This is a genomic window from Pseudomonas sp. p106 (genome assembly GCF_003936645.1).
GTDB lineage: Bacteria > Pseudomonadota > Gammaproteobacteria > Pseudomonadales > Pseudomonadaceae > Aquipseudomonas > Aquipseudomonas putida_E.
Window position 1 is genome coordinate 25082 of the sequence record NZ_RHQR01000009.1, and the last position, 15459, is coordinate 40540.

The 15459-nt window shown below is 63.7% G+C and carries 15 protein-coding genes; 2 read left to right on the plus strand and 13 right to left on the minus strand.

Going from position 1 to position 15459, the window contains the following annotated elements:
* Window positions 1–120 precede the first annotated feature (120 nt).
* On the plus strand, window positions 121–813 hold the full coding sequence (locus EGJ09_RS13280; protein ID WP_125924100.1) for a metallophosphoesterase: 693 nt from the start codon (window positions 121–123) through the stop codon (window positions 811–813).
* On the opposite strand, the gene EGJ09_RS13285 is transcribed toward EGJ09_RS13280, so the two are convergent.
* Together EGJ09_RS13285 and EGJ09_RS13290 are read right to left on the minus strand one after the other, a co-directional pair.
* Window positions 794–1408: a LysE family translocator gene (locus EGJ09_RS13285; RefSeq protein WP_125924101.1), complete on the minus strand. Its 615-nt coding sequence runs from the start codon at window positions 1406–1408 to the stop codon at window positions 794–796. The two genes, EGJ09_RS13280 and EGJ09_RS13285, sit on opposite strands and share 20 nt — an antisense overlap.
* A gap of 78 nt (window positions 1409–1486) precedes the next feature.
* Window positions 1487–2317: an AraC family transcriptional regulator gene (locus EGJ09_RS13290; protein ID WP_125924102.1), complete on the minus strand. Its 831-nt coding sequence runs from the start codon at window positions 2315–2317 to the stop codon at window positions 1487–1489.
* A gap of 130 nt (window positions 2318–2447) precedes the next feature.
* Here EGJ09_RS13290 and EGJ09_RS13295 point away from each other — a divergent pair, with 130 nt between their 5' ends.
* Window positions 2448–3071 carry a LysE family translocator gene (locus EGJ09_RS13295; RefSeq protein ID WP_046786144.1) on the plus strand — a complete coding sequence of 208 codons (624 nt, stop codon included), beginning with the start codon at window positions 2448–2450 and terminating at the stop codon, window positions 3069–3071.
* A gap of 9 nt (window positions 3072–3080) precedes the next feature.
* On the opposite strand, the gene EGJ09_RS13300 is transcribed toward EGJ09_RS13295, so the two are convergent.
* The 11 genes from EGJ09_RS13300 to EGJ09_RS13350 all read right to left on the minus strand — a co-directional run bounded on the left by EGJ09_RS13300 (window position 3081) and on the right by EGJ09_RS13350 (window position 15207).
* Window positions 3081–3356 carry a peptidylprolyl isomerase gene (locus tag EGJ09_RS13300; protein WP_046786145.1) on the minus strand — a complete coding sequence of 92 codons (276 nt, stop codon included), beginning with the start codon at window positions 3354–3356 and terminating at the stop codon, window positions 3081–3083.
* Between the two features lie 36 nt (window positions 3357–3392).
* Window positions 3393–5354 (minus strand): acetoacetate--CoA ligase, encoded by a 1962-nt coding sequence (locus EGJ09_RS13305; RefSeq protein ID WP_125924103.1) that lies wholly within the window; start codon window positions 5352–5354, stop codon window positions 3393–3395.
* A gap of 71 nt (window positions 5355–5425) precedes the next feature.
* On the minus strand, window positions 5426–5905 hold the full coding sequence (gene eco, locus EGJ09_RS13310) for a serine protease inhibitor ecotin (protein ID WP_115274741.1): 480 nt from the start codon (window positions 5903–5905) through the stop codon (window positions 5426–5428).
* A gap of 55 nt (window positions 5906–5960) precedes the next feature.
* Complete coding sequence (gene hbdH, locus EGJ09_RS13315; RefSeq protein WP_115274742.1) at window positions 5961–6731, minus strand: 3-hydroxybutyrate dehydrogenase; 771 nt, start codon at window positions 6729–6731, stop codon at window positions 5961–5963.
* Window positions 6732–6742: 11 nt separating this feature from the next.
* Window positions 6743–8134: a GntP family permease gene (locus tag EGJ09_RS13320; RefSeq protein ID WP_125924104.1), complete on the minus strand. Its 1392-nt coding sequence runs from the start codon at window positions 8132–8134 to the stop codon at window positions 6743–6745.
* Between the two features lie 222 nt (window positions 8135–8356).
* Window positions 8357–9739: a sigma-54-dependent Fis family transcriptional regulator gene (locus EGJ09_RS13325; protein WP_125924105.1), complete on the minus strand. Its 1383-nt coding sequence runs from the start codon at window positions 9737–9739 to the stop codon at window positions 8357–8359.
* Between the two features lie 35 nt (window positions 9740–9774).
* The gene (locus EGJ09_RS13330; protein WP_046786151.1) at window positions 9775–10791 is read right to left on the minus strand and encodes an ABC transporter permease; all 1017 of its coding nucleotides are present in this window, start codon (window positions 10789–10791) and stop codon (window positions 9775–9777) included.
* Window positions 10791–11849, minus strand: a complete 1059-nt coding sequence (locus EGJ09_RS13335) for a microcin C ABC transporter permease YejB (protein WP_039602125.1) — start codon at window positions 11847–11849, stop codon at window positions 10791–10793. The genes EGJ09_RS13330 and EGJ09_RS13335 overlap by 1 nt, the downstream gene beginning before the upstream one ends.
* Window positions 11846–13771, minus strand: coding sequence for an extracellular solute-binding protein (locus EGJ09_RS13340; RefSeq protein ID WP_080952110.1), 1926 nt, complete (start codon window positions 13769–13771; stop codon window positions 11846–11848). Before EGJ09_RS13340 ends, EGJ09_RS13335 begins: the two co-directional genes overlap by 4 nt.
* A 13-nt stretch (window positions 13772–13784) precedes the next feature.
* Window positions 13785–14066 carry a peptidylprolyl isomerase gene (locus EGJ09_RS13345; RefSeq protein ID WP_039602126.1) on the minus strand — a complete coding sequence of 94 codons (282 nt, stop codon included), beginning with the start codon at window positions 14064–14066 and terminating at the stop codon, window positions 13785–13787.
* Window positions 14067–14145: 79 nt separating this feature from the next.
* A complete protein-coding gene (locus EGJ09_RS13350) occupies window positions 14146–15207 on the minus strand; it encodes a 3-deoxy-7-phosphoheptulonate synthase (RefSeq protein ID WP_046786152.1) in 1062 nt (353 codons plus the stop codon).
* Window positions 15208–15459: the final 252 nt, after the last annotated feature.

Below are 15459 nucleotides of genomic sequence, written 5' to 3' on the forward strand. Positions count from 1 at the left end.
GAACTGCGCAGGTGCTGTGCCTTGTGCCATGCTGTTGGTTGATAGGGCCATGAGCACGTCATGCACGAGAGCGGTACCCATCATCCGCTCCCCAACGTGCGGCAACAGAGGAACAATGCAATGAGCCGGTTTCGGCGGGTAGCCGCCAACAGCCACGGGCGTGACCTGGCTGTTGGCGATATTCACGGGCATTTTCGGCGCCTGGAGCAGTGCCTGGAGGCGGTAGGGTTCGACCCTGCGGTGGATCGGCTATTCAGTGTTGGTGATCTGGTCGACCGCGGGCCGCACAGTATCGAGGCCCTGACGTGGCTGACCAAGCCTTGGTTCCATGCCGTGCAGGGCAACCATGAGTCGCTGGCCATCACCTGCCTGTACGGTGGGCGGCTGGATCTGGACATGTATCGGGCAGCGGGCGGCGGCTGGTTTCTCGATCTGCCAAAGGATGAGCAGGCGGTTTTCGTCGAACACTTCCTGCAGCTGCCGATAGCCATGGAAGTACAGACAGAGGCCGGGTTGATTGGCGTGCTGCATGCCGACACCCCGTTTGCAGACTGGGCCGAGCTGCGCGCCAGTCTGCTGGAGGATGATGACCCGGGGGTGCGTGAAGTCTGCCAATGGTCGCGCCGGCGGCTCAAAGAAGGGGATACCGGCGCCGTCGAAGGCGTGCGTGCCCTGCTGGTGGGCCATACGCCGGTGCTCCAGGCCAAACGGTTGGGTAACGTCTGGCACCTGGACACCGGTGGTTGGGCAAGTGGCCATTTCAGCCTGATGGACTTGGCCAGCCTGGTGCTGCTCAACCCTGCACCAGGCTGAAAAGCAATGCACCTGCCAGTGCAATCAGCATCATCCCCGAGGCCCGCTCCAGCCAGGGCAGGGCATGAGAAAAGCGCCGTAGCAGGCGCTTGTTGCCGATGGCCGCTGCCACCAGCAAATCCCACAGCAGAACGATGGTGAACATCCAGGCGCCATAGGCCCACTTCCAGGCAGCACCGCTGTTGGCGACCATGCTGGCGAGGCTGGCGTAGAACAGTGCGTTCTTGGGGTTGAGACCGCCTGATACCAGGCCCATGCCCAGCCCTCGCCACCAGCCGCTCACTGCCCCTAGGGTATCCACCGCAGCCAGGCCGGACTGCCCGGCATGGCGCAGGAACAGCGCGCCTATACAAAGCAGGTAAACCGCGCCGGCCAACTGCAAGGCGATGAACACCGGGCTGCCTTCTTGCAGTACCGCCAGGCCCGCGAAGGCCAGGCTGATGAACAGGCCATTGGCCAGAGCGATGCCCAGGCAGGTGCCACTGGCGACGCGCCAACCGGCGCTGATCGAGGTACGAGCGACCAGAAAGAAGTCCGGGCCTGGGGAAAGCAGGGCCAGGAAGTGGGCGAGGGCGACGATCAGAAACTGCTCCATGGTGCGGGCTATCTCGAGTGATAAAGCCGCAGTGTGGAGGCGGGGCAGGACCAGGTATTGAAGATTATTGCGGGTTGCTTAGGGCCTCTGATCCAGACGCAGCCGATATTGCCCCGGCGTCACGCCCACATGCGCCTTGAATACCCGCTGAAAATGGCTCTGATCGGCAAACCCCAGTCGATAGGCCACCTCGGCCAGCGCCAGCCCGTCGCGCAGCAGCCGCCGGCCCCGGTTGATGCGGGCATTGATCAGGTAGGCATGCGGCGTCAGCCCGGTGGCCGCGCGGAACGCACGGATCAACTGATAACGGCCAAGCCCTGCTTGCCGGGCAAGCACTTCAAGACTCAAGCGGGCCGGGTCTTGAGCTTCGATGCACTCGATCAGGCCACGCAGGGCCGGCATGCCCAATGCTGGCGCTGGCGCAGCCGCCAGGTGAGGATGCTGGGCAAAATCATGATCACCCATGAAGGCGATCAGTGCGGCTTCCTTTTCGCCGCTGCTCGCACCCGAGAACAGCAATTCATTCAACCCGCAGAACGCGCGGTACAACGCAGGCAGCCGGCTGATACGCGCCGGCGCCCCCGGCCCGGCCGCGTCGAGCCCCGACTCCAGGCGCAGCTGCGCAAGCCACTGGGCCTCGACATGCAGCATCTGGTAGCTCCATGCCTGGCCGGGCTCGGGGTTGCAGGCATGCACCCGCTGCGCCGGCACCAACACCAGCGTGCCTGGGGTCAGCCGCTGCTGCCCATCACCTGCGCCAGTGAAGACGCTGCACCCCGCATCCACCGCGCCGATGGAGAATGTCGGGTGGCTATGAGCCTTGTAACAGGCGCGGCTGTGGCAGGCCCGGCGGCTTTCCACCCAGGGCAGGGCCGGATCGCGCCAGAGTGAGGAGCGGGTAGGGTACATGCTGGAGCCCTCGTTGAGGCTGGCAGCTTAACAGCGCCGAACGCGCTGCCGTACAGTTTTTCCCTGTGGCTGTACCTTGACCGGTACCGCTCAAGCATCGACATTGGCGGCAGATTTCAAGGAGAACGAAATGGACCTGTCGAGCCTGCTGTTATTCATCCCCGCCTGCTTCGCCCTGAACATGGCACCGGGGCCGAACAACCTGTTGTCGTTGCACAATGCCAGCCGCTATGGCCTGCGTACCGCATGCGTGGCAGGTGGCGGGCGCATTCTCGCCTTCAGCGGCATGATTGCCCTGGCGGCGATGGGCCTGGCGGTGGTGCTGCACACCAGTGAGTACCTGTTCCTGGTGATCAAGGTGGTGGGTGCGGCCTACCTGTTCTACATCGCCTGGCAGCTGTGGCGCGCTCCGGTGGGCGAGGCGCTGGTGGCGAGCGAGCAACCGCGTGGCGTTTGGCGCCTGGCGCGGCAGGAGTTCTGGGTGGCCGCAGGCAACCCGAAAGCAATCCTGATTTTTACCGCCTTCCTACCGCAGTTCGTCTCGGTGGGCAGCCCCACCCCGGTCAGTGAGCAGTTCCTCTGGCTGGGGGTACTGTTCCTGCTCCTGGAGTGGGCGGCGATTGCCATCTATGCCGGCCTTGGCGCCTACCTGCAGCGCTGGTTCAGCCAGCCGGGGCCGCGCCGGCTGTTCAACCGGGTCAGCGCCTGCCTGCTCGGTTGCGCTGGCCTCGGTTTGCTGGCAGCACGCCGTTAACGGCGCCGTTCAGTCGCGGTAGAAGGTCTGCACCAGGTGATAGCCGAACTTGCTCTTGATCGGCCCGTGCACCACACGCAGGGGTTTCTTGAAAATTACCTGGTCGATCGCCCCCACCAGCTGCCCCGGGCGCACTTCGCCCAGGTCGCCGCCGCGCTTGCCTGAAGGGCAGGTGGAAAACTTCTTGGCCAGCACGTCGAAGGCCTCGCCATTGGCGATGCGCTGTTTGAGCTTTTCGGCCTCCTCAGCGGTCTTGACCAGGATGTGGCGGGCTTGAGCTTTCATGGGACACCTGTGCTTCTGGGTGAAAAAAGGGCGCCATTATGCCTGAACGTGCAGCTCCGTGCGGTCACGAAAAAACTCAAGTGCTTCCGGGTTGGCCAGCGCGTCGGTATTTTTCACGGGTAACCCGTGCACCACATTACGCACCGCCAACTCCACCAGCTTGCCGCTGATGGTACGTGGAATATCGCTGACCTGCAGGATCACCGCCGGTACATGGCGCGGCGTGGTGTACTGGCGGATCACCTGGCGAATGCGCTGTTGCAACGGCTCATCGAGCGCCAGGCCATCACGCAGACGCACGAACAGCACGACGCGCACATCGCCTTTCCATTGCTGGCCGATGGCGACACTTTCCAGCACCTGCTCGACCTTTTCTACCTGCCGATAGATTTCCGCCGTGCCGATACGCACACCACCGGGGTTGAGCACGGCATCGGAACGCCCATGGATCACCATGCCGCCTGTGGTGAGCTGCTCGGCGTAGTCGCCCTGCGCCCAGACACCGGGAAACTGGCTGAAGTAGGCCTCGCGGTAGCGGCTGCCATCGTTGTCGTTCCAAAACCCCCGGGGCATCGACGGGAAGTGGCGGGCGCACACCAGCTCGCCTTTTTCACCGGTCACCGGCTGGCCGTGCTCATTCCACACTTCTACCGCCATGCCCAGGCCCTTGCAGGCAATTTCGCCACGGCGTACCGGCAGCGTCGGGTTGCCCAGCACGAAGCAGGACACGATATCGGTACCACCGGACATGGACGCCAGGCACAGGTCGGCCTTTATCTTGCGGTAAACGTAGTCGTAACTGTGCGGCGACAGCGGTGAGCCGGTGGAGAGGATCAGGCGCAGGCTGGCCAGTCGATGACTGCGTGCCGGCTCCAGGCCTTCCTGTTCAAGTGCGGCCAGGTACTTGGCGCTGGTACCGAAGGCCTGGATGCCTTCGGCGTCGATCAGGTCGAGCAGGCGCTCAGGCCCCGGGTGGAAGGGGGAGCCGTCATACAGCACCAGAGTGGCCCCGACTGCCAGGCCACTGGCCAGCCAGTTCCACATCATCCAGCCGCAGGTGGTGTAGTAGAACAGCACGTCATCGGCCTTGAGGTCATTGTGCAGGCCGTGTTCCTTGAGGTGTTGCAGCAGGACACCGCCGGCGCTGTGGACGATGCACTTGGGCACGCCCGTGGTGCCGCTGGAATAGAGGATGTACAGCGGGTGATCGAACGGTAAGGGGGTGAAGCCTGGCTCACCTCCTGCCTGGTAGAAGTCGCCCCACAGGCTGACCTTGGCAGGGGTACTGAATTCGTCGGCCTGGGTGTCCGGCCGCGTGTAGGGCACCACGATCAGTTGCTGCAGCCCGGGCAACTGCGCGCAGACCTGGTTGATCTTGTCGACCTGGTCGATCTGCTTGCCGGCGTACTGGTAACCGGCACAGACGATCAGCAGCTTGGGCTCGATCTGGCCGAAACGGTCGATGATGCCGTGCAGGCCAAACTCCGGCGATGACGTCGACCAGACGGCGCCTAGGCTGGTGCAGGCGAGCATGGCCACGAGGGTTTCCCAGGTGTTGGGCATCACTGCGCCAATGCGGTCACCTGGCTCGATACCGGCATTTTTGAAGGCCTTCTGCAGCCCGGCTACCTCAGCGGCCAGTTGCGCGTGGCTCAGTGAGCGGCGCTCGCCGTCTTCGCGCACGGCCGTCACCGCAGTGTGATCGTCACGCCGGCGTAGCAGGTGTTCGGCGAAGTTGAGGGTGGCCTTGGCGAACCACCGAGCATCGGGCATCTGTGCACCTTCGCTCAGTACCTGGCTGGGTGGGCTATGCCACAACACCTGGAAATAGTCGGCAATGGATTCCCAAAAAGCGGCGCGCTGCTCGATGCTCCAGTTGTGCAGTGCTGCGTAATCATTGAGCTGCAGGTTGTAGCGCAGGTTGATCCAGCGGCGAAAGGCATCCATTCGGCTGGCCTCGATTTGCGCCGCAGCAGGACACCAAAGCACATCATTCATGCCATACCTCCCATTGCCAAGACGCGCTTGATCGCCAGCTTGCCGTCGATCAAGCAGCGCTACGCTTCAATTTACTCCACCTTGGCCTGTTGCACGTCCTGCGATGCCGACCACACGCGGTAACGCACTTGCACGCCATCAGGCACATACACCACGACAGGCAACTTGCTGTTGTAGCGCAGCAGGAAGCCTTCACCGACCACCGGCACGAACGCCTCGGTCTTTTTGCCATCCGGGCAGGCCATCAGGGTACTGGCCGGCCCGCCGACCTTGTCTAGGCGGTAATAGCTGTAACCCCAGCCTTGGAGGGTGTGTTCCTCCAGGCTGCCGGCCAGGCGCTGGCGGTTACAGTCCACCTGCAGCGTTTTGCCAGCCAGAATTTCCAGCTTGTAGGCTTGCTCGTCGGGTTGTGCGGGCAGGTGGATGACCTGCCGGGTAAAGCCTTTTTCAGCCTCGGGGTAAGGCGCGATGTCCTTCAGGCTGGCGGCCATCGCTGGGGCAGTGGCCGCCAGGGTCAGGGCCAGGATCGCGGACAGGGGGGTTGGGCGCATAGGGCCTCCTTGCAGTTGAACGATGGCAAGACCCGCACCAGGCCCAGGCCGCCCATCACTGGGCCAGCCAGCCACCATCGACATTCCAGGCGGCGCCGCGGACCTGGCTTGCGGCCTCGCTGCACAGGAATAGTACCAGCTCGCCCAGGTGTTCAGGAGTGACGAAGGCCAATGAAGGTTGCTTCTCGGCCAGCAAGTCCGCTTGCGCCTGCTGCGGGTCGACACCCTTGGCGGCGCGTTCGTCGATCTGCTTTTGCACCAGCGGGGTCAGCACCCAGCCCGGGCAGATGGCGTTGCAGGTGACATTGCCGGTAGCGGTTTCCAGCCCCACCACCTTGGTCAGGCCGACCACGCCGTGCTTGGCCGCCACATAGGCGGCTTTGCCGATGGAGCCGACCAACCCGTGCACCGAGGCGATATTGACGATTCGCCCCCAGTTACGCTCACGCATGCCCGGCAGCGCCAGTCGCGTGCCATGGAACACCGCCGACAGGTTCAGGGCGATGATCTTGTCCCAGCTTTCCAGCGGAAACTGCTCGACCGGCGCCACATGCTGGATGCCCGCATTATTGACCAGGATGTCGACGCCGCCGAAGGTCTGCTCGGCAAACGCGAACAATGCTTCTATCTGGGCCACCTCGCCAAGGTCGGCCGGATGGTGCGCAGCCTTCACCCCATGCTGCGCAACCTCGGCCAGAGCCGGTGCCGGGTCGCCGAAACCGTTGAGCAGGATGTTGGCGCCAGCGCGGGCCAGCACCTGGGCGATGCCCAGGCCGATGCCGCTGGTGGAACCGGTGACGAGTGCAGTCTTGCCTTTGAGGGTCATGCAAAAGCTCCTTAGACGATGCCGGTGGCGTAGAACGTGGCGATGACCACGAAGACCGCCAGGGTCTTGATCAGGGTAATACCGAAAATGTCCTTGTAGGCCTCGCGGTGGGTCAAGCCGGTGACAGCCAGCAAGGTGATCACCGCACCGTTGTGCGGCAGGGTGTCCATGCCGCCACTGGCCATCGCGGCCACCCGGTGCAGCACCTCGAGCGGGATGTTGGCGGCGTTTGCCGCAGCGATGAAGCTGTCGCCCATGGCCGCCAGGGCAATGCTCATGCCGCCAGAGGCGGAGCCGGTGATGCCGGCCAGCAAGGTCACGGTGATCGCTTCATTGACCAGCGGGTTGGGGATGCCGCGCAGGGCATCGGCCAGTACCAGAAAGCCTGGCAGCGAAGCGATCACAGCACCAAAACCGTACTCGGAGGCCGTGTTCATGGCGGCCAGCAAGGCACCACCGACGGCACTTTTGGTGCCTTCGGCCAGGCGCTCACGGATGGCGCCGAAGGCGCACACCAGCACCATCAGGATGCCCACCAGCAGCGCGGCCTGCACTGCCCAGATCGCCGTGAGCTTGGCCACGTCGCTGTTCACCGGCGCACTCATGCCCGGCAGTTGCAGGCTATGGCTGGCCCCATACCACTGCGGGATCCAGTGGGTGAACAGCAGGTTCATCACACCTACCAGTACCAGCGGCGAAAGCGCCAGCCATGGGTTGGGCAAGGTCAGATCGGCGGCGGTTTCCGGTTCGTTGCGCAGGTTGCTGCCATAGCCCTCGCCGGCGCGCTGGGCCTTGTTACGCTGGCGTTGCAGGTAAAGCATGCCGCTGCAGAACACGAACACCGTGCCAATCAGCCCCAACCAGGGCGCGGCCCAGGCGGTGGTGTTGAAGAAGGTGCTGGGGATGATGTTCTGGATCTGCGGGGTGCCGGGCAGGGCGTCCATGGTGAACGAGAAGGCGCCCAAGGCGATGGTTGCCGGGATCAGGCGCTTGGGAATATCACTTTGGCGGAACATTTCGGCGGCGAACGGGTACACCGCGAACACCACCACAAACAGCGATACCCCACCATAAGTGAGCAAAGCGCAAACGAGCACGATCACCAGCATGGCCTGGCGGGTGCCGAGCAGGCGGATGGCTGCGGCGACGATCGAGCGCGAGAAACCGGACAGTTCGATGAGCTTGCCGAACACCGCGCCAAGCAGGAACACCGGGAAGTACAGCTTGATGAAGCCGACCATCTTTTCCATGAACACCCCGGTAAAGGCGGGCGCCACGGCGGCGGGGTCGGTCAGCAGCACCGCGCCGAGAGCGGCGATGGGAGCGAAGAGGATCACGCTGTAACCGCGGTAGGCGGCCAGCATCAGCAGGGCCAAAGCGGCGAGGGCGATGAGCACGGTCATCGGGTAGATCTCCTGGGTAGGTCTTTTTGTTATCGGTGACCGGGAGATAGCGGGAATCGTGCCAATAGTTAACTTATTGATTATTAACGTATTTTCTTGGGTTGGAGATTACTGTGTCTCTTATTTGAGATTGGCTGCGGCAGCTACGCCCCAGCAACCGCCATGCAAGGCAGAGCACCCGCAGTAGTCTCTATTGTGAAACGCCAGTCTCCAATAAGAGACTCATACCCCCAATGCCACTTTCTTCTTGTAGAACGTCGAGCGGCCCAAACCCAATGCTTTGGCTGCTTCAACCACATTGCCGGCGTGTGCGGCCAACGTGTCGGCAATGAGCTTGCGCTCGAATTGCGCACAGGCATCGCGGTAGCTTTGCCTAACGGTAGTCGTGGCAAGCGGCGCCACCGGCCCTAGTGCCTCGCGCAAGTCCAAGGCGGTAAGGCGCGGCTGGTCTGCCAGGAGGGTTGCCCGTTCCAGCACGTTGCGCAGCTCACGGATGTTCCCTGGCCAGGCATGGCGTGCCAGCAATTGCAGCGCATCGGGCTCCAGCTCGAACTGGCTGCCCAGTTCGGCCAGGATCGCCTCGCATAACGCGGGCAGGTCTTCGAGGCGCTCGCGCAGCGGCGGTGCCTGGATTGGCAGTACATTCAGGCGGTAATACAGATCGGCGCGAAACGCCCCGCGGGCCATGGCCGCCTGCAAATCGATTGACGTGGCAGCGATGATGCGCACGTCGCTGTGCAGCATCTGGTTCGAGCCCACCGGTTCGTATTCCTTCTCCTGCAGTACGCGCAGCAGTTTGCTTTGCAGGGCCAGGGGCATGTCGCCGATTTCGTCGAGGAACAAGGTGCCACCCTCGGCCAACTGCAACTTGCCGCTGCGCCCCTTACGGTCAGCGCCGGTAAAGGCGCCCGGGGCCGTGCCAAAGAACTCGGCTTCCAGCAGCGCCTCGGGGATCGCTGCACTGTTGATGCTGACAAAGGCTTTGTGCGCACGTGCCGAGGCTGCGTGAATGGCATGGGCCAGCAGCTCCTTGCCGGTACCGGTTTCGCCGAGCAACAACACCGGCGATTCGCTGGCCGCGCCACGCCTGGCACGGCGCTTGGCCTCAAGGCTCGCCGCGCTGCTGCCGACGAACTGGGCAAAACTGTATTTGGCTTGGCGCGCGCGCAGTTGCGAGCGTGTCGTGGCCAGTTCCTGCTGCATGCTCGAATAGCGCTTGAGCAGTGGCGACAGGCTGCGCAATTCGTCGAACAGGGCAAAGCCGATGGCACCGATCAGCGCCCCCTGGGCATCGTGGATCGGCAGGCGCATGACCACCAGTGGCTCCTTGGCGGTGTCGAGCATGTCCAGCAGGATCGGCCGGCCGTTACTCACCACCTCGCGCATCAGGCTGCCTGGGATCACCGTTTCGCATGGCTGGCCGATGGCACTGGCGGCATCGGCCAGGCCAAAACGGCGGGCATAGCGTTCGTTCATCCACACGATTCGCGCCTCGCGGTCGACGATCACCGTGCCCTCGCTGGACTGCTCGATGATTTCGAACAGCGAGCGGATCGCCAGTTGCCGTACCTGAGGATAGTCCTTGAGGGTATTGCTTTCTTGCATGGCAGTTCCCTGAAACCTGTGATGGCAGTACCAGCCTAAACTCTCGGGTCGAAGGCCTCGCGCAAGGCATCCCCGATAAACACCAGCAATGACAGCACCACCGCCAGCGCAAAGAACGCTGTGAAGCCCAGCCAAGGGGCCTCCAGGTGCTGCTTGCCCTGGGTGACCAGCTCACCCAGCGAAGCACTCCCGGCCGGCATGCCAAAGCCCAGAAAGTCCAGCGCGGTCAGTGTAGTGATGGCCCCGGTGAGCATGAACGGCACGTAGGTCAACGTGGCGTTCATCGCATTGGGCAGGATGTGCCGCAGCATCACCTGGCTGTCAGGCAGGCCCAGCGCGCGGGCGGCCTTCACGTACTCCAGGTTGCGCCCACGCAGGAACTCGGCCCGCACCACATCCACCAGGGTCAACCACGAGAACAGCGCCATGATCCCCAGCAGCCACCAGAAGTCCGGCTCGACGAAACCGCTGAGGATGATCAGCAGGTACAGCACCGGCAACCCCGACCACACCTCCAGCACGCGTTGCCCGAGCAGGTCCACCCAACCACCGTGGTAGCCCTGCAAGGCCCCGGCGATCACGCCGATCAGCACGCTGACCACCGTCAGGGCAAAGGCGAACAGCAGCGATACCCGGGTGCCGTACAACACCCGCGCGAGCACGTCGCGGCCCTGGTCGTCGGTACCCAGCCAGTTGCTGCTGCTCGGTGGGCTTGGGGTGGGTACTTGCAGGTCGTAGTTGGGTGTGTCGGCACTGAACGGAATCGGTGCGAACAGCATCCAGCCGCCCTGGCCCTCGATCAGCTGGCGGACATACGCGCTACGGTAGTCCGGCTGGAACGGCAGTTGGCCACCGAACTGCTGCTCGCTGTAGCGTTTGAGCGCAGGCATGTACAGCTCGCCCTTGTAGCCAAGCAGCAAGGGTTTGTCGTTGGCGACGAGCTCTGCACCAAGGCTGAGCAGCAGCAGGCCTGCGAACAGCCACAACGACACCCAGCCACGGCGGTTGCGGCGAAAGCGTTGCAGGCGGCGACGCGAAACCGGCGAGAGCATCAGTGCGCCCTCGCGTCAAAGTCGATGCGCGGATCGAGCAAGGTATACGACAAGTCGCCGATCAGGCGTATCAGCAGGCCGGCCAGGGTGAAGATGAACAGCGTGCCAAACACTACCGGGTAGTCACGCGACACCGCTGCCTCGTAGCTCATGCGCCCGAGGCCATCGAGTGAAAAAATCACCTCGATCAGCAGGGATCCTGCGAAGAACACCGTGATCAGCGCCTGCGGCAAGCCGGCCAGCACCACCAGCATGGCATTGCGCAGCACGTGGCCATACAGGACGCGACGCTCGCTCAGGCCCTTGGCGCGGGCCGTGACCACGTACTGACGGGAAATTTCATCGAGGAAGGCGTTCTTGGTCAGCAATGTCAGCGTGGCGAAGCCGCCGACCACCAGTGCCCCCACCGGCAGCACCAGGTGCCAGAAGTAGTCGGCGACCTTGCCCAGCAGGCTGAGCTGGTCGAAGTTCTCCGAGACCAGGCCGCGTACCGGGAACCAGTTCAGCGAGGTGCCACCGGCGAACAGCACGATCAGCAGCAAGGCGAACAGGAAGGAGGGCAGGGCGTAACCGATCACGATCAGCGCACTGCTCCAGGCATCGAAACGGCTGCCGTGGCGCACCGCCTTGCGGATGCCCAGCGGGATCGACACCAGGTAGGTGATCAACGTGGCCCAGAACCCCAATGAAAGGGTCACCGGCAGCTTGTCCAGAATCAGGTCGGTGACCTTGGCGCCGCGGAAGAAGCTCTGGCCGAAATCCAGCCGTGCATACTGGCCGAGCATCAGCCACAGGCGCTCAGGGGCCGACTTGTCGAAGCCGTACTGGCGCTTGATCTCCTCGATCAGTTTCGGGTCCAGGCCCCGGGTGGCGCGGGATTCGCCATGAACCACGTCGGCCCGGGCGCCCGGTGCCCCGCCGCCGATGCCCTGCAGCCTGGCCACCGCCTGCTCCACCGGGCCACCGGGGGCCGCCTGGACGATGGCGAAGTTGACCAGCAGGATCGCCAGCAGCGTGGGGATGATCAGCAGCAGGCGGCGCAGGATATAGGACGTCATGGCGCAGCCTTCTGGCGCTCGGCCATCTGCGCGCTGGTCAGGGCGTTCGGGCTGATTTCCCACCAGCTGTCCAGCCCTTCGTCATAAGCAGGCTGGACCTTGGGCAGGCCGAAGCGGTTCCACCACACGGTCGAACTGCCTGGCGGGTAGTAGTTGGGGATCCAGTAGTAGTTCCACTGCAGCACACGGTCCAGCGCATGGGCGTGGCGCAGCATGTCAGCCTGGGTGTCGGCGCGCACCAGCCCGTCGATCAGGCTGTCCACCGCAGGGTCCTTGAGCACCATCAGGTTGTTCGAGCCTGGGTCGTTGGCTGCTGCAGACCCGAAGTAATTGTAGAGTTCGGCACCCGGTGAGAGGGTGGCCGGGTAGCCGGTGACGAGCATGTCGTAGTCGCGGGCCATCAGACGATTGACGTACTGGGCCGAGTCGACATTGCGGATGTTCAGGGTAACGCCGATCTGTGCCAGGTTACGTTTCCACGGCAGCAGCAAACGCTCAAGGCCGGCCTGGCCGTTGAGGAAGGTAAATGTCAGCGGCTGGCCCTCGGCGTTGACCAGGTGATCACCCTTAGGGTGCCAACCCGCCTGCTGCAGCAGGGCCAGGGCCTGCAGTTGCTGCGTGCGGATAATCCCCGAACCGTCGGTTGTGGGGGCTGTGAACACCTGGCTGAAGACTTCGCCCGGTACCTTGCCGCGCAGCGGCTCAAGCAGTTTCAGTTCATCGGCATCCGGCAATTCGCGCGCCGCCAGCGGGGTGTTGGAAAAAATACTCTGCTGGCGGATGTACAGGTTGCGCATCATCTGGCGGTTGCTCCACTCGAAGTCCCATAGCATGGCCAGCGCCTGGCGCACGCGGCGGTCCTTGAACTGCGGCCGGTCGAGGTTGAACACGAACCCCTGGGCGGTCTGTGGCTTGGCCGGGCCCAGGTGGGCGCGTTGCAGGCGGCCGTCATCCAGTTGTGCACCGTTGTAACCGAGGGTGAAGGCTGTGGCCGAGAACTCACGGTTGTAGTCGTAGCCACCGCCCTTGAGTACCTGGCGCGCCACCTCGGTATCACCAAAGTACTCGACGCGAATGCGCTCGAAGTTGAAACGGCCGCGGCTGACGGGCAAGTCCTTGGCCCACCAGTGCCGGTCACGCTCGAAGGTGACGCTGCGGCCATTGTCGATCCGCCCGATGCGGTAGGGGCCGCTGCCGACCGGTGTGTCGAAGCCGGCGCCGTTGGCGAAGTCGCGGCTGTTCCAGTCGTGTTCGGGCAGGACCGGCAAACTGGCAAGGTCCAGGGGCAGGGTGCGGCCGTGGGGTTGCTTGAAATCGAAACGCACGCGGTGCGGGCCTTCGACCGTGACACCCGCCACATCGGCGAACTGGGTCCGGTATTTGAGGCTGCCCTCGCTCATCAGCTTGTCGTAACTGAAGCGCACATCCTCGGCACGCACGGGTTTGCCATCGGCAAAGGTGGCCCTGGGGTCGATGTAAAAACGTAGCCAGGCGTCTTGCGGGCCGCGTTCCATGCGCCGGGCGATCAGGCCATAGACGGTGTAGGGCTCATCGAATGAACGCACGGCCAGAGGGGCGTACAGCCAGCCATCGACCTGGCTGACGCCGATACCTTTGTCGATGTACGGCAGGATGTGGTCGAACTGACCGATTTCGGTGGCCGAGCGGCGCAGGATACCGCCCTTGGGGGCATCGGGGTTGACGTAGTCGAAGTGGCGGAACGTTTGGGCGTAGCGCGGGGCTTCACCGTAAACGGTGAGGGCGTGGGTCGGTTCGGCGAGGGCGGTAAAACCCATGCAGGCCAGCACGATCCCCAGAAACATCTGTGGGAGCGGGCTTGCCCGCGAAGAGGCCCGGCCAGGCAACGGCGTTGCCTGCACGGGCGCATTCGCGGGCAAAGCCGCTCCCACAGAGGTGGTCATGGTCAGCGTGGACTTAGTCCTGGCGGCTGGTCACTTCCAGCAGGTGGTAGCCGAACTGGGTCTTGACCGGGCCCTGCACGGTGTTGATCGGGGCGCTGAACACAACGGTATCGAATTCCTTGACCATCTGGCCTGGGCCGAACGAGCCCAGGTCACCGCCCTGGCGGCTGGACGGGCAGGTGGAGTTGGCTTTGGCGATTTCAGCGAAGTCGGCACCGGCTTCGATCTGGGCTTTGAGTTCGTTGCACTTGTCTTCGCTGCTGACGAGGATGTGGCGGGCAGTGGCGCGTGCCATGGGTACTACTCCTTGGGTGAAAAGGGCAAGCCTAGCGCACTTGCTTGGGAAATGTCTCGCAAGGCTTGCTGTACGCTTCCTACATACGCGCTGCGGCCTCACGCAGCAGGGTTTGTGTCGCTTCCCAGCCCAGGCAGCCATCGGTGATCGACACGCCGTACTTCAGCGGGCCCTTGCCCAAGGCCTGGCAACCGTCGAACAGGTGGCCTTCAAGCATCACCCCGACAATCGATGTGTCGCCGGCCAGGCGCTGAGCCAGCACGTCCTCGAACACTGCGGGCTGCCGTGCCGGGTCCTTGCCGCTGTTGGCATGGCTGCAATCGACCATGATCCGCGCCTGCAGGCCCGCCTTGGCCAGCCCTTGGCGGGCTTGGGCAATGCTGGTGCTGTCGTGGTTCGGGCCCTTGTGGCCGCCGCGCAGCACCAGGTGGGTATCCGGGTTGCCCAAGGTCTCGATGATCGCCGGGTAGCCTTGCGCATCCATACCGAAATGGCGGTGCGCGGCGGCGGCGCTGCGCATCGCGTCGCACGCGATGGCGACACCGCCATCGGTACCGTTCTTGAACCCGACCGGTAACTCCAGGCCGCTGACCATCTCACGGTGAACCTGCGATTCGGTGGTACGCGCGCCAATCGCCGCCCAGCCCAGCAGGTCATCGAAGTAACCGGCGACCATCGGCTGCAGCAGCTCTGTGGCGATCGGCAGGCCGCGTTCGATCATGTTCAGCATCAAGCCACGGGACAGGGCGATGCCGCCATGCATGTCGTCGCTGCCATCGAGGTGCGGATCGTATGCCAGGCCTTTCCAGCCCACCGTGGTGCGCGGTTTCTCCACGTAGGCGCGCATCACCAACAGCAACTTGTCGTCGACTTCGCGGCTCAGGGCCGCCAGGCGGTCGGCATATTCAAGGGCCGAGCGTGGGTCGTGGATCGAGCAGGGGCCGACGACCACCAGCAGGCGCGGATCGCGGCCTTCGAGGATGGCGCGAATGGCCTGGCGCTGGGCCTGGACTTGCTGGGCGTGTTCGATTGAAAGCGGCATCTGCTGCTTGAGCAGGTGCGGGCTGGGCAGGCGACGGCTGACAGTGGTGTTGGCAGCGTTTGGCTGGGTCAGGGGCAGAGCGAGGTTCGAGGCTTGCATGGCGTAGGTTCCCTGGGCGGACGGCGGGTTCTGACCCGCGCAGTCGGCCCCTATCGAGGTGTTCGACTGATCGTTGAATTCAGATTGGCTGCAGCATTGCCACCGTGGACGGACCGGTCGGAGGCGGCAGGCTGGCCCGAGCGGGATTGGCTAAATCGCCAGGCGTAGGTGCTTGCGTAGTAATAGGTGGCGTAGTTCATGAAAGTGTCCTCAGTGTGAATCGGGAATGTTCAAAGGCCTGAAAAGCAAAAC

Coding starts and splice junctions, on each gene's coding strand:
- eco (WP_115274741.1), bottom strand. CDS start 5,905: ATGCGCCCAACCCCCCTGTCCGCGATCCTGGCCCTGACCCTGGCGGCC.
- EGJ09_RS13335 (WP_039602125.1), bottom strand. CDS start 11,849: ATGACGTCCTATATCCTGCGCCGCCTGCTGCTGATCATCCCCACGCTG.
- EGJ09_RS13295 (WP_046786144.1), top strand. CDS start 2,448: ATGGACCTGTCGAGCCTGCTGTTATTCATCCCCGCCTGCTTCGCCCTG.
- EGJ09_RS13305 (WP_125924103.1), bottom strand. CDS start 5,354: ATGAATGATGTGCTTTGGTGTCCTGCTGCGGCGCAAATCGAGGCCAGC.
- hbdH (WP_115274742.1), bottom strand. CDS start 6,731: ATGACCCTCAAAGGCAAGACTGCACTCGTCACCGGTTCCACCAGCGGC.
- EGJ09_RS13350 (WP_046786152.1), bottom strand. CDS start 15,207: ATGCAAGCCTCGAACCTCGCTCTGCCCCTGACCCAGCCAAACGCTGCC.
- EGJ09_RS13290 (WP_125924102.1), bottom strand. CDS start 2,317: ATGTACCCTACCCGCTCCTCACTCTGGCGCGATCCGGCCCTGCCCTGG.
- EGJ09_RS13325 (WP_125924105.1), bottom strand. CDS start 9,739: ATGCAAGAAAGCAATACCCTCAAGGACTATCCTCAGGTACGGCAACTG.
- EGJ09_RS13280 (WP_125924100.1), top strand. CDS start 121: ATGAGCCGGTTTCGGCGGGTAGCCGCCAACAGCCACGGGCGTGACCTG.
- EGJ09_RS13345 (WP_039602126.1), bottom strand. CDS start 14,066: ATGGCACGCGCCACTGCCCGCCACATCCTCGTCAGCAGCGAAGACAAG.
- EGJ09_RS13330 (WP_046786151.1), bottom strand. CDS start 10,791: ATGCTCTCGCCGGTTTCGCGTCGCCGCCTGCAACGCTTTCGCCGCAAC.
- EGJ09_RS13320 (WP_125924104.1), bottom strand. CDS start 8,134: ATGACCGTGCTCATCGCCCTCGCCGCTTTGGCCCTGCTGATGCTGGCC.
- EGJ09_RS13340 (WP_080952110.1), bottom strand. CDS start 13,771: ATGACCACCTCTGTGGGAGCGGCTTTGCCCGCGAATGCGCCCGTGCAG.
- EGJ09_RS13300 (WP_046786145.1), bottom strand. CDS start 3,356: ATGAAAGCTCAAGCCCGCCACATCCTGGTCAAGACCGCTGAGGAGGCC.
- EGJ09_RS13285 (WP_125924101.1), bottom strand. CDS start 1,408: ATGGAGCAGTTTCTGATCGTCGCCCTCGCCCACTTCCTGGCCCTGCTT.